Below are 12,512 nucleotides of genomic sequence, written 5' to 3' on the forward strand. Positions count from 1 at the left end.
CGACCAGCGAGTGGAGCAGGCAGGATGAACCCACCGGCCGGCACCGGCCTGCGCACCGCCAACGCGCCGACCGAGCTCCCACCCGTACCGCCGGCGGCCACGCGACAGCGTGGCCGCCGGGCCCGGCCCACGCTCGGCCGGCTGGGTACCATCGCCATCTTCCTGGCCCCGGCGCTGGTGCTGTTCCTCCTCCTGGTGATCGTGCCGATCCTGGTCGCCGCCTACACCAGCCTGTTCAAGTGGAACGGGTTCAACCTGCCGGAGAACTTCGTCGGCCTGGACAACTTCACCCGTGCCATCGACGATCCGGTGTTCCTGGGCGACCTGCGGCGCGGTCTGATCCTCATCGCGCTCTCGGTGCTCGTCCAGCTTCCCGTGTCGCTGGCCCTGGCGATGCTGCTCAACCAGCCGCTGCGCGGGCGGGCGGTCTACCGGCTGGTGTTCTTCGCCCCGTACGTGTTGTCCGAGGTGACGACGGCGGTGCTGTTCACCCTCGTCTTCTCGCCCAACCGGGGCCTGAGCACCACCGTCTTCGGCTGGTTCGGCGCCGCCGACCTCGGCGGATCGCTCTTCGCCGACCCCGCCACCGTGCTCTACGCCCTGTTCTTCGTGATCTCGTGGAAGTACTTCGGCTTCTACATGATCCTCTACCTGGCCGGCCGGCAGGGCATCCCCAAGGAGCTGACCGAGGCCGCCACCACCGACGGCGCCACCGCCTGGCAGGTCTTCCGGCACGTCACCCTGCCGCTGCTCGGCCCGACCATCCGGATCAGCGTGTTCCTCTCCGTGATCGGCACCATCCAGCTCTTCGACATGGTCTGGGTACTCACCGGCGGCGGGCCGATCCGCTCCTCCGAAACCCTGGCCGTGACGATGTTCCAGTACGGCTTCCGCCGCTTCGAAGTCGGTTACGCCAGCGCCATCAGCATCATCATGTTCCTGCTCAGCCTCGTCTTCGCCCTGCTCTACCAGCGCTTCGTGCTGCGGCGGGACATCGAGGGCGCGCTGACCACCCGGGGGGTCCAACGATGACCACGAGCCAGCAGGCCAGCACCTCCGCCCGCGTGCGCCGGTTGACCCTGCACGTCGTGTCGATAGTCATCGGGGCGTCCATCGTCGTACCGATCGCGTTCGGGGTGCTCGGCGGGTTCAAGGACAACGGTCAGCTCTCCACCAACCCGCTCGGGCTGCCGCACCCGTGGGTGCCGGGCAACTACACCGCCATCCTCGCCTCCGGGGTGTTCTGGCGGCAGCTCGGCAACAGCACCCTGATCGCCCTGGCCACCGTACTGATCGTGGTCGGCGCCTCGGCGATGGCGGCGTTCGTGTTCGCCCGGTTCACCTTCCGGGGCAGGGAGTTCCTGTTCACCCTGTTCGCCGTCGGGCTGATGTTCCCGTTCACGGTGGCGATCCTGCCGCTGTTCATCCTGCTGCGCAGCATGGGTCTGCTGGACAACCCGCTGGGGGTCATCCTGCCCCAGGCCGCGTTCGGGCTACCCGTCACGATCATCATCCTGCGGTCGTTCTTCCGAACCATTCCCGGCGAGGTGGAGGAGGCGGCAACGCTGGACGGATGCGGGCCGTTCGCCTTCTTCTGGCGGATCCTGCTGCCCATGGCCAGGCCCGCCCTGGCCACCGTCTCCGTGCTCGCGATCGTCGCGAGCTGGAACAACTTCATGCTGCCGCTGGTCGTCTTCACCGACCAGAGCTGGTGGACCCTCCCGGTCGGGGTGCAGGCCTTCCAGGGCCAGTACGCCGACGACACCGCCCGTGTCCTGGCCTACGTCGTGCTCTCCATGGTTCCCGCCCTGGCCTTCTACGCGGTCGCCGAACGTCAGCTCATCGGTGGGCTCGCCGGCAGTGTGAAGGGCTGAACGGCCGGGCCCGCCCCGTTGCGGGCCCGGCCCGTACCGCACCGGCACCGAGCCCGTGACCCCGAGATCCATCCGATGGCGCAACAGAGAAGGAGCAACCTGGCGTGGGCGACAACCGCAAGGTCACCATCGCGGCCATCGCCCGCGAGGTCGGCGTCTCCGTACCGACGGTTTCGCGGGTCATCAACGGCCGCTCCGACGTCTCGGCGGAAACGCGCGAACGCGTCGAGCAGGTCCTCAACCGCCACGGTTACCAGCGCAGGCCCACCGCCGTACGGAGCACCGCCGGTCTGATCGACCTGGTCTTCAACGATCTGGACAGTCCCTGGGCGGTCGAGATCATCCGTGGGGTCGAGGATGTCGCGCACGCCGCCGATGTGGGGACCGTCGTCTCGGCGATCCACCGAAAGACGTCGTCGGCCAAGCAGTGGCTCGACAACATGCGCGCCCGTACCACCGAGGGGGTCATCTTCGTGACCTCCGCCCTGGAGCCGCCGCTGCAGGCCGAACTGCGTCGGCTCAACATCCCCGTGGTCATCGTCGACCCCGGGGGCGTACCCACCCAGGGTGCGCCCACGATCGGCGCGGCCAACTGGACCGGCAGTCTGCGGGCGACCGAGTACCTGATCGGCCTCGGCCACCGCCGGATCGGGTTCATCGCCGGGCCCCCGCAACTGCTGTGCAGCCGCACCCGACTCGACGGCTACCGGACCGCGATGGAGGCCGCCGGGCTGCCCGTCGACGGCAAGCTCATCCGACCCGGCAACTTCTACCACGAGGCCGGCTACACCGGCGGCAGCCTGCTGCTGGAACTGCCCGACCCGCCCACCGCGATTTTCGCCTCCAGCGACCAGATGGCCCTCGGTGTGTACGAGGCCATCCGTCGCCGGGGCCTGCGGGTAGCCGACGACGTCAGCGTTGTCGGCTTCGACGACCTGCCCGAAGTACGTTGGTGCTCGCCCCCGCTGACCACCGTGCGTCAGCCCCTGGCGGAGATGGGCATGCTCGCCGCCCGTACGGTGTTGCGCCTCGCCCAACGGGAGAAGATCGAGAGCCCTCGGGTCGAACTCGCCACCGAGCTGGTCGTCCGGGACAGCACCGCACCTCCGCGCGGCTGAGCCACCGCATCCTCGGCTTGTTGGTCAGCGGGGCAACCGCACATTGCCAAGAAGTGTTGGCCAAGATACCTTGGCCCAATGTCGTCAGGTCAGAGGAAGCACATCACCGACCCGCAGGCCCTGCGCGCGCTCGCCCATCCCATCCGGCTCAAGCTCCTCGAACTGCTCACCGTCGACGGTCCGGCATCCGGGCGGAAGCTGGCCGACCGGACCGGCGAGTCAACGGCATCCATCAGCTATCACGTCGGCCAGCTGGCCAAATGGGGCCTCGTCGAGCCTGCACCCGAACTGGCTGAAGGACGCGAACGTCCATGGCGGGCAACCAGCCGAGGGATCACCTGGTCGGCGACGGGTGACGGCTCACCGGAGTTCGTCGCCGCTTCCCGGGCGCTGCGAGAGCAGTTCATCGCCCAGCGGCTCGCCGCCCTGGATGCCTACGAGCGCCACCAGGACGACTTCGACACTGCCTGGCAGGAAGCGGCCTGGGTCGGCGAAGACATCGGTTACCTCGACACCGACGAACTGGTGGAGGTGACCGAGCGCATCAAGGCCCTCATCGGCGAGTACACCGCCGTTACCCGGCCCCGTACGGCGCACGCCCGCCGCGTCGCCTTCTTCGGGTATGCCGTCCCCATGCACGACGGTCCAAGCTGATGCTGCACACACCAGGACTGCTGGCCCTGTTCGTCGCGAAGCTGCTGTCCACCTTCGGCTCCTGGCTCACCCTCCTGGCGCTGCCATGGTTCGTCCTGGTGACCACCGGCTCGCCGGTGAAGATGAGCGCGGTCCTGGCCGCAGAGTTCTTCGGCGTTGTGACCCTGGGCCTGCCCAGCGGCAAGGTCGTGGCTCGGCTGGGCGTACGGCGCACCATGCTGATCTGCGACGGGGCGCGCGCACCGCTGATGGCGCTGATTCCGCTGCTGCATCAGACGGGATGGCTGAGCCTGCCGGCCCTGCTGGTGGTCTCGTTCAGTCTCGGTGCGTTCACCGCTCCCTATGTCTCCTCGCAGCGGCTCATCCTGGCCGACCTCCTCGGCCCGATACGGGGCACCGACGAGAAACTCCTCGGCCGGGCGAACAGCCTGATCGACGGTGCGACCAGAGTCGCGGCCCTTGCCGGGCCTGCCCTCGGCGGGCTACTCATCGCCCTGCTCGGGCCAACCCAAGTCCTCTGGATCGACGCCGGCACGTACCTTGTCTCCTTCGTCATCCTGGCCGCGTTTGTCCGGCCGCCCGCCACTGTCGTGGCAGGTACGGACAGGGCGTCCTCGCCCGGCAGCGACGAGCAGACTTCCATGTTCGCGGGCCTGCGCCACGTGTTGCGCCATCGAGCACTTCGGCTGTTCATGCTCGCCCTGACGTTCGTGACCATCTCGGTCCCCGCTGTATTCATCTGCCTGCCAGTGCTGGTCATGGATGAGCTGGGAGGCGATCCCCGAACGCTAGTGTCTCGTGATCCTGACCGCTTTACTTGGTGTTGTTCGCGACGAGTTTCTTGATGCTGGTCTGTACGAGTTGGACCTTCGCGAGGATCTCGTCGGCGGTCGCGGTCCACTGGAAGGGTCTGGGATCAGCGTTCCACGTGGCGATGTAGTCGCGGATGGACCGGACGAGGACCTGGACCGAGGAGAAGGTGCCACGGCGGATGGCCTGGCGGGTGATGATGCCGAACCAGATCTCGATCTGGTTGATCCAGCTGGAGCCGGTCGGGGTGAAGTGGAAGCGCACGTTCGGGTTCGCCGCGAGCCAGGCCATCACGTCGGGGGTGGTGTGGGTGGACAGGTTGTCGAGTACCACGTGGACCTGCCGTCCACGGTGCGGGGCCACGGCCTTCTTGAGGAAGGCCAGGAACGCCGCCCCGTCGCGGGACGGGCGACACTCCCCGAGCACCTCGCCGGTGGCGATGTTCAGCGCGGCGAACAGGTTCGTGGTCCCGTGGCGGACGTAGTCGTGGGTGCGTTGCTCGGTGGCGTCGAACTCGATCGGCAGCAGCGGCTGGGTGCGGTCCAAGGCCTGGATCTGGGTTTTCTCGTCGAGGCTGAGGACCACCGCCCCGCCGGGCGGGTCAAGGTACAGGCCGACGATGTCGGCGACCTTGGCCGCGAACCCTGGATCCCGGGACAGCTTGAAGGTGCCGGACCGGTGGGGCTTGAGTCCGTGCTCGCGCCAGAGCTTGGCCACCCAGTGGTAGGAGACCGCCACACCCTCGGTGCGGGTGATGTAGGCGGCCATCTCCCGGCTGGACCAGTGCGACAGGCCCGTATCCGTCGGCGGCGTCATCCGGGTCAGGGCCAGGGCCCGGGACCGGATCCGGGCCGGCACCTGCTCACGGGGTCCGCCGGGCCGCTGACTGAACAGACCGGCCGCGCCCTCGTCGGCGTACCGTCCCAGCCACAGGTCCACCGTCGGACGCGACACCCCGGCCAACACCGCGATCTCCTTCTTCCTCCGACCCTCGGCACGCCACAACACGATCCGCGCCCGCGTCCCGATCACCGCCGACACCTCCGCGCTGTTGACCAACGCGCGAAGCTCTGCCTGCTCACCCGACGTCAACTCCACCAGCACAGCCAACCACAACACACCTCAAGCCAAGACAACAGGGTCACGAGACACTAGGGCTACTCACGGCAACGAACGGCGCCGGCCTCGCCATCGGCAGCCTGGTGGCCGTCACCGGCCTGGGCCGGATGAACAACACCGTCCTCACCGGTGCCGCAATGCTGCAATGCACCCCACTGTGGCTGCTACTCGCCGATCAGGCATTCACAGTCGCCATCGGACTGTTCCTGGTGGGACTGGCCACGCCGTTACTGGCGGCAACGCTCAACACCCGCGTCACCCTACGCACCCCCGCACCCATCCGACCTCACGTGATGACCGCAGTCGCAACCACCGAGAACTTGGCCGCATTCGTCGGATACACCGCCGCCGGACCGGCGTTGCAATTCAGCGGGCCACGCACAGTCTTCGCCGCGATAGCAACCCTGGCCGCCCTCGGCGCGATCACCTTCTCCATGGCGCTACGCGCCGACCATCCACCGGCAATGCCGAACCAGGGCCCCCGTGACCACAGGCAGCAACGCTACGCGTCGGCGATCCACGAACCTGCGGCCGGGACGGAAGGCAATGGGCCCGTCTCCTGAAGGGTCTTTCCAGCGATCTTGGTTAGTGATTCCAGCGGTCGGAAGCGGTCGTCGAAGGTGAGGGCGGAGGCGTTCAACGCCGCCTGTTCGTTGGAAGGTGGCCGCGGGCTTTGACCGCCCGCCGTCAGCGGCGTTCAGGGACTCGATCGCGTTCGTCGAGTAGATCACCTTCCGGATCGGCACGCTCGCCCTGAAGCCGGTCGCGGCCTCGACCGCCTCCGACTTCCGGACGACGCTGGCGCTGCGGTACGGGCTACTCGCCGGAAGGCACGGTGAGCGGGGTGCCGAGCCTCGCCGGAACGCCGAAGTTGGGTGTTCCGTCGGCGTTCCAGGTGAACCGCTGGGCACGGGTGGAGCGGTTCATGTCGCAGCCGCCGCCGACCGAGTCGTTGCCGACCGTCAAGGCATCGACGTGCGTCTTGACGCGCCAACCTGTTAGCGATAACACTGGCCTTGAAACGATTCGATGAGCGTCAATGTCGATCCGTCCCAGGGAAGGTTGTCCACGATGTCGATGCGCAGGAGGACGCTGGTCGCGGCGGCGACGGCGCTCGCCGTACTGGTCGGGCTGTCGCCGGCGTCGCCGGCAAACGCGGCACCACCGGTGAACCACAGCAATCCCCTGGTCAACCAGCGCGCCGATCCGCACATCTTCAAACACAGCGACGGTTACTACTACCTCACCGCCACCGTCCCCGAGTACGACCGGATCGTGCTGCGCCGCGCGACCACGTTGCAGGGGCTCTCCACCGCCCCGGAGACGACCATCTGGCGTCGACACACCAGCGGGGAGATGGGCGCGCACATCTGGGCTCCCGAGATCCACTTCATCAACAACAGGTGGTACGTCTACTTCGCCGCCGGCCGTACCGACGACATCTGGCGGATCCGGATGTACGTGCTGGAGAGCACCGGCGCCAACCCGCTCACCGGCGGCTGGACCGAACGCGGACGGATCACCACCCCGTGGGACACGTTCGCCCTGGACGCCTCGACCTTCGTGGTGAACGGGGTGCGCTACCTGACCTGGGCGCAGCAGGAGCCGGGCGTGTCGACCAACTCGAACCTCTACCTCGCCCGGATGGGCACCAACCCGTGGACGATCACCGGCACGGTGACCCGGTTGACGGTGCCGTCCTACGACTGGGAGACCCGCGGCTACCGGGTCGCCGAGGGACCGGCGGTGATCCAGCGCAACGGACGGGTCTTCCTCACGTACTCGGCGAGTGCGACGGACGCCAACTACTGCCTCGGCCTGCTGACCGCCTCCGCCACGGCGAACCTGCTGAACGCCTCGTCCTGGACCAAGAGCCCGACACCCGTGTTCACCACCAACACCGCCACCGGTCAGTACGGGCCGGGGCACAACTCGTTCACGGTGTCCGACGACGGGCAGAGCGACATCCTCGTCTACCACGACCGCAACTACCGGGACATCACCGGTGATCCACTCAACGATCCGAACCGGCGTACCCGGATCCAGAAGCTGTACTGGAACGCCGACGGCACACCCAACTTCGGCATTCCGGTGCCGGACGGCGCGTCACCCGTACGGCTGCGTTCGCATGACCTCACCGGCAGCTACATCCGGCACTACGACTACCGGGGACGGGTCGAGGGTAACGTGACGAACCTGGCCGACTCGCAGTACCGGTTCGTCACCGGCCTGGCCGGCTCCGGATCGGTGTCGCTGGAGTCCACCAACTTTCCCGGTTACTACCTACGGCACCGCAACTACGAGGTCCACGTCGAACGCGACGACGGCTCGGCGCAGTTCCGGGCCGACGCCAGTTTCCTGCGCCGGCCGGGCCTGGCCAGCAGCGCCGGAGTCTCGCTGGAGTCGCAGAACGCCCCGGGCCGGTACGTCCGTCACCGCGCCGGACTGCTCTACCTGGAAGCGGTGAGCGGGGCGGCGAACCAGGCGACCGCCACGTTCCACCCGGAGTGACCAACACCCGGTCCGAGCAACCGGGCACCTACCGATCGTCGGCCGGCGGCGAAGAGTCGCCGGCCAGCGCGGCGGTGAGCCAGGGGCGCAACAGACGCAGCACATGTGCAGGCTGCGCGGCCTCGGTCGGGTCCAGCCCGTCCAGGATCCGCACGTCCCAGCCGAACGCCTCCAGCTCCGACCGCCGGCTCCGCACCACGGCCCCGACGTCCACCGGCACACCGACGCGCTGGCCGTACGGGACCTCGTCGGTGGCGCCGACGAAGCAGAGCCGGGGGCAGGTGACCTGGGCCTGGATCGCCCGGTCGTCGAATCCCTGCAACGACTCGTACAGCGTGACGAACTGCCGGGCCCGCGGCTCACCCGCCCGCTCGTCGGGCTCCCCCGAGACCGTCGCCTCGTACGCTCGCTCGACGGCCCGCAGCGCCTCCGTGTACGGGCCGTCGATCGGCGGGAAACCGCCCATGACCAGCGCCGAGAGGCGGCGGGTACGGATCGCGAGCTGCAACCCGCTCATCCCCAGCCAGGAGTACCCGTAGTAGGCGAACCGGTCGGCCCGCGCCGCGTTGGCGATGGCGAGCAGGTCGGCGGTGATGTTGCCGGGAGTCAGGGTGTCCGGCCTCGGGTGCCGCCCGAGGTGGCCCTCGTAGTCGAACACGACCACCCGGAATTCGTCGCGAAGACCCTCGACCAGCGGATTGCCCTCGACCGGGTCGGTACGCCCGTCCGGTGTCTCCGCCGACGGTTGCGGGCCGACCGGCAGCAGGACGGCCGGACCCGAGCCATGGATCGCCACCTCGATGGCGGTTCCGTCGTGCAGTGGCACCTTGGGCATGGGCGGTCTCCGGCTTCGGCTCAGGAGATCAAATCATCTTGTCGGGGCTGGGAGAAGACGTGTCCGGACGGTTGCATGATCACGCAGTCGGGAGTCTAGGAGCCGAAGGCGGTGAGGAACCGGTCCCGGAAGGCGTCCATCCGCCAGACCGGCGCCTGCGGGCCCGGCCGCAGACCGTCCTGCCAGCCCCAGCCGGAGACCCGGTCCAGTACGGCCGGATCGTGGGCGACGATGGTGATCGGCACGTCCCGGCTGGCGTTCTCACCGGTGACGATCGGGGCAGGCTGGTGGTCGCCGAGGAAAACGAGGACGAGGTTGTCGTCGCCGTAGTTCTCCACGTAGGAGATGAGGCTGCTCAGCGAGTATTCGATGGAACGCCGGTACTCGGTGCGTACCCGGGAGGGGTCCCTCCAGACGTCGTCCGGCGACTCGCCCTCCTTGGCGATCGAGTTGAAGACCGAACCGTCACCGAGTTCGTTCCAGCCGACCATGCGGGGAATCGGCGCCCACGGACCGTGGCTCGACACCAGCGGGATCTCCGCCATCACCGGGGCGTGGTCGGGGTTGGCCCGCTCGAAACGTTGGAAGGCAGACAGGGTGAACTGGTCGGGCACCGGGGCGTAGCTGAACTTCGGGCCGTGATAGCCGAGGTCGTCGACGCCGTACACCTGGTCGTTGCCGAAGAACTTCCCCTCCGGCCAGGGCTGGGTCAGGGCCGGCATGACGGCGACCGTACGCCAGTCGGCCCGGCGGAAGGCGCCGTTGAGGGTCAGCCGGTCACTGGCGAGCAGGTTGTTGTGGCGCTGCTGGTTGTCGATCCAGAGGCCGGACAGCAACGTCGCGTGGGCCAGCCAGCTACCGCCGCCCGCGGTCGGTGAGGTGAGGAAGGCGCTGCGGGAGGCGAACCCGGCCGCGTTCAGCCGCTGGTTGCCCGCGTCCAGGAGCGCACCGACCTGGGGTGCCATCTCCGGGTCCTCGACCGCGTCGCGCCCGTAGCTCTCGACGAAGGCGAAGATCACGTCCTTGCCCCGCAGACCGGTGAGCAACCTGTCGCCGGGGGTGTCACGGAAGGCGTCGACGGTGACCTCCTCGGCGAAGGCGCTCTGGTCGCGCAGTCCCGCCCGGACCTGGAGCGTACGGTCGTAGGCGAGGTCGGCCGCACTGTTGGCGGCGACCGGCACCCCCGGAACGATCTGCGCGCCGAGTACGGCGCAGGTGACCCAGACAGCCCCGAGTGCCGCGACGGAACGGGCCGCGGTGCTCCGGTGCCGTACCAGGGGTCGGGTCAGGCGCAGGACCGACAGGGTCATCAGGACCAGGACGGCGACGACGAGCAGGGCGAGCCCGATCGCGGCGGCGATCGCACCGAAGCGGCCGACCGAGTCGGTGAGGAAGGACAGCGCGTCGTCCAGCAGGACCCAGTCGAGGACCAGGTCGAACGGCCGGTCGAGGACCTCGAAGAAACCCATGTCGATGATCTTCACGATGGTGAGCAGCCCGAGGGCCACCCCGACGATCGCGGCCACCACCCGTCTCGTGCGACCGGGCAGGACGAGCAGGAGGGCGACGCCGACGAGCCCCTCGAGCGGGATGCGCAGGAACGCGGCAGGGCTGAGCCGACCGATCTGGTTCGGCGCGACCAGGGCGAACAGCACGAGCAGGACAGCCAGGGTCGTGGTCACCCCCGCCAGGATCCGGCGCTTTCGGCGTACGGCGACGGTGTTGTCGGCCGCGACAGTGGCCTCGCCCGGCGGGCCGGCGTCGGCCTTCGTCGAGGGGCTGGTGGCGTCGTCGGCCGGCACGATCTCCGCGCGGTTGTCCGTCGTCGAGTCGTGCGTGGTGGAGATGTCGTCCATGGTGGTCGGTGCGTCCTTCGTTCAGATCAGGGACAGGATGTGGCCGAGTCCCCGTGGTCCGGTGTCGACCGGCGGCGGCAACAGGAACACGTGCATGCCGGCGGCCACCGCACCGGAGTCGGTCAGCGGGTTGTCGCCAACCATCAGGGTCCGTTCCGGACGTACCCGCATCCGGTCGCAGGCGGTGAGGAACACCTCCGCGGCGGGTTTGCAGACGCCCTGCTCGAACGACATCACGACGGTGTCCAGGAAGGGCGACAGACCCAGCAGGTCCATCGCGGGACGCAGGTCGAAACCGGTGTCGCTGACGATGCCGACCGGCAGGCCCCGGTCGTGCAGGGCCTTCAGGGTGGGCAGGGTGTCCGGGAAGGCCTCCCAGGACTCGGCGCTGACGGTGAGTGCGTACAACTCCTCGCTCAGCCCGGGGGCGAGCCGCTCGCAGCCGGCCGAGGTGTACAGGGCGGTCCACACCTCGCGGTGCCGGTCGTTCGACAGGTCACGACCCTTGGCCAGTTCCTCGGCCGTACTGCTGCGGCCGAGGACCCGGCGCCACACCGATGCCACCTCGTCCGGGTCGAGCGCTTCGGCACCGAGCCTGGCCGCCGCCCGGTGCAGCAGCTTCTCACCGCTACCGGAGAGCCGGATCAGGGTGTCGCCCGCGTCGAACAGGACCGCCTCGAACTGACTCACGTCCGCGTCTCCTCGTGTGCTCCGGCCCGCAACTGCGTGAACAGCAGGCGGGCAGTGTCGTCCCGGATCGGTGGGGGTCGCCGCGGGCCGGGGTCGTGGGCGGTGCGGTGATGCTCGAACAACGGTGGTGGCCGGGTCACGGCACCGGGTCGTGGAAACGGTGCCCTCGACCCGCCGCCGTGCGGACGATTCCGGCCGGGCCGGTCCCCCGGGCCACGACCGCGTGCGCCGACATGTTCACCAGCAGTCTGCTCCCCGTACGCGCCGCCGGTGCCACCCGGACCGAGGGCTCGGGCCGACGACGCCGGTCGAGCCGGGCCGGGCGGTGCTGCCAGAGCCACCCGACGTCGCGGCCGAACGACTCGACGAGCAGGGCCAACGCCACCGCCACCGCGGTCACCGTCAGCGGCCGGGGCAGCACGTCCGCCGCCGCGAGCACCAGGACGATGCCCTGGGTGGCCGCGACGACCTTCCGCCAGTAGCGCGGTGGCAGGGTTCCCCGCATCCACGGCAGCACCCAGATCGCCACCACGAAGACGTACCGCATGCCGCCGATCGCCAGCGCCCAGACACCGACCGGTTCCACCACGTAGACGCTGAGCACAAGCAGGAGGAAGGCGTCGACCTCCATGTCGAACCGCGCCCCGAGCGCGGTGGTCGTGCCGGTACGCCGGGCGACGTGACCATCCACCGCGTCCAGTACGAGCGCCACGGCGGTGAGGGTGACCAGCAGCCCCACCGGGGTGGGCCGGTCGAAGGAGTCGACCGTCAACGCGGTCACACCGCCGACGAGCGTCGCCCGGCTCAGGGTCACCCGGTCGGCGGGACTCAGCCGGCCCGTGCCCGAGTCCCGTAGACCCCGGGTGAGCAGGACGCACATGACGGCCCCGTACGTGACTCCCGCGAGCCAGCCGGCGGGACCGAGGCCGACTGTTCCGGCAAGGCCGGCGAGCAGGACAACCTGGACTATCAGCCCAATTATGGGACCGCTTTGAACCGTGCGCACCCTGCCTCCGTGTCTATCGTGTGTACGCCCTTGATAGGG

The 12,512-nt window shown here is 68.9% G+C and carries 13 protein-coding genes; 7 read left to right on the plus strand and 6 right to left on the minus strand.

Going from position 1 to position 12,512, the window contains the following annotated elements; translation table 11 throughout:
• Positions 1–24 precede the first annotated feature (24 nt).
• From ACWEFB_RS31270 to ACWEFB_RS31290, 5 genes are all read left to right on the plus strand, one after another.
• Positions 25–1,032 carry a carbohydrate ABC transporter permease gene (locus ACWEFB_RS31270; protein WP_452291159.1) on the plus strand — a complete coding sequence of 336 codons (1,008 nt, stop codon included), beginning with the start codon at positions 25–27 and terminating at the stop codon, positions 1,030–1,032.
• Complete coding sequence (locus ACWEFB_RS31275; RefSeq protein WP_326558098.1) at positions 1,029–1,874, plus strand: carbohydrate ABC transporter permease; 846 nt, start codon at positions 1,029–1,031, stop codon at positions 1,872–1,874. The genes ACWEFB_RS31270 and ACWEFB_RS31275 overlap by 4 nt, the downstream gene beginning before the upstream one ends.
• A gap of 104 nt (positions 1,875–1,978) precedes the next feature.
• Positions 1,979–2,992: a LacI family DNA-binding transcriptional regulator gene (locus ACWEFB_RS31280; RefSeq protein WP_326558097.1), complete on the plus strand. Its 1,014-nt coding sequence runs from the start codon at positions 1,979–1,981 to the stop codon at positions 2,990–2,992.
• Positions 2,993–3,070: 78 nt separating this feature from the next.
• Positions 3,071–3,646: an ArsR/SmtB family transcription factor gene (locus ACWEFB_RS31285; protein WP_452291162.1), complete on the plus strand. Its 576-nt coding sequence runs from the start codon at positions 3,071–3,073 to the stop codon at positions 3,644–3,646.
• Complete coding sequence (locus ACWEFB_RS31290; RefSeq protein ID WP_452291164.1) at positions 3,646–4,491, plus strand: MFS transporter; 846 nt, start codon at positions 3,646–3,648, stop codon at positions 4,489–4,491. Before ACWEFB_RS31285 ends, ACWEFB_RS31290 begins: the two co-directional genes overlap by 1 nt.
• Here the strand turns inward: ACWEFB_RS31290 and ACWEFB_RS31295 are convergent.
• Positions 4,460–5,554, minus strand: coding sequence for an IS630 family transposase (locus ACWEFB_RS31295; protein WP_452291228.1), 1,095 nt, complete (start codon positions 5,552–5,554; stop codon positions 4,460–4,462). The two genes, ACWEFB_RS31290 and ACWEFB_RS31295, sit on opposite strands and share 32 nt — an antisense overlap.
• Between ACWEFB_RS31295 and ACWEFB_RS31300 the strand changes: the two genes are divergently transcribed.
• Complete coding sequence (locus tag ACWEFB_RS31300; RefSeq protein ID WP_452291230.1) at positions 5,527–6,138, plus strand: MFS transporter; 612 nt, start codon at positions 5,527–5,529, stop codon at positions 6,136–6,138. The two genes, ACWEFB_RS31295 and ACWEFB_RS31300, sit on opposite strands and share 28 nt — an antisense overlap.
• A 253-nt stretch (positions 6,139–6,391) precedes the next feature.
• Here ACWEFB_RS31300 and ACWEFB_RS31305 read toward each other — a convergent pair whose 3' ends face one another.
• The gene (locus ACWEFB_RS31305; protein WP_452291166.1) at positions 6,392–6,541 is read right to left on the minus strand and encodes a hypothetical protein; all 150 of its coding nucleotides are present in this window, start codon (positions 6,539–6,541) and stop codon (positions 6,392–6,394) included.
• A gap of 105 nt (positions 6,542–6,646) precedes the next feature.
• On the opposite strand from ACWEFB_RS31305, the gene ACWEFB_RS31310 reads away from it, so the two are divergent.
• Positions 6,647–8,086 (plus strand): family 43 glycosylhydrolase, encoded by a 1,440-nt coding sequence (locus tag ACWEFB_RS31310; RefSeq protein WP_452291168.1) that lies wholly within the window; start codon positions 6,647–6,649, stop codon positions 8,084–8,086.
• A 28-nt stretch (positions 8,087–8,114) separates the two neighbouring features.
• Here the strand turns inward: ACWEFB_RS31310 and ACWEFB_RS31315 are convergent, their stop codons facing one another.
• From ACWEFB_RS31315 to ACWEFB_RS31330, 4 genes are all read right to left on the minus strand, one after another.
• Entirely contained in the window at positions 8,115–8,921 is an 807-nt protein-coding gene (locus ACWEFB_RS31315) for an alpha/beta fold hydrolase (RefSeq protein ID WP_452291170.1), read from the minus strand.
• Between the two features lie 95 nt (positions 8,922–9,016).
• A complete protein-coding gene (locus tag ACWEFB_RS31320) occupies positions 9,017–10,777 on the minus strand; it encodes a sulfatase (RefSeq protein ID WP_452291172.1) in 1,761 nt (586 codons plus the stop codon).
• 21 nt (positions 10,778–10,798) lie between these two features.
• On the minus strand, positions 10,799–11,467 hold the full coding sequence (locus tag ACWEFB_RS31325) for an HAD family hydrolase (protein WP_326558092.1): 669 nt from the start codon (positions 11,465–11,467) through the stop codon (positions 10,799–10,801).
• Between the two features lie 136 nt (positions 11,468–11,603).
• A complete protein-coding gene (locus ACWEFB_RS31330) occupies positions 11,604–12,473 on the minus strand; it encodes a CDP-alcohol phosphatidyltransferase family protein (RefSeq protein WP_452291174.1) in 870 nt (289 codons plus the stop codon).
• Between the last annotated feature and the right edge of the window lie 39 nt (positions 12,474–12,512).

The sequence above is a fragment of the Micromonospora sp. NPDC004704 genome (assembly GCF_053601675.1).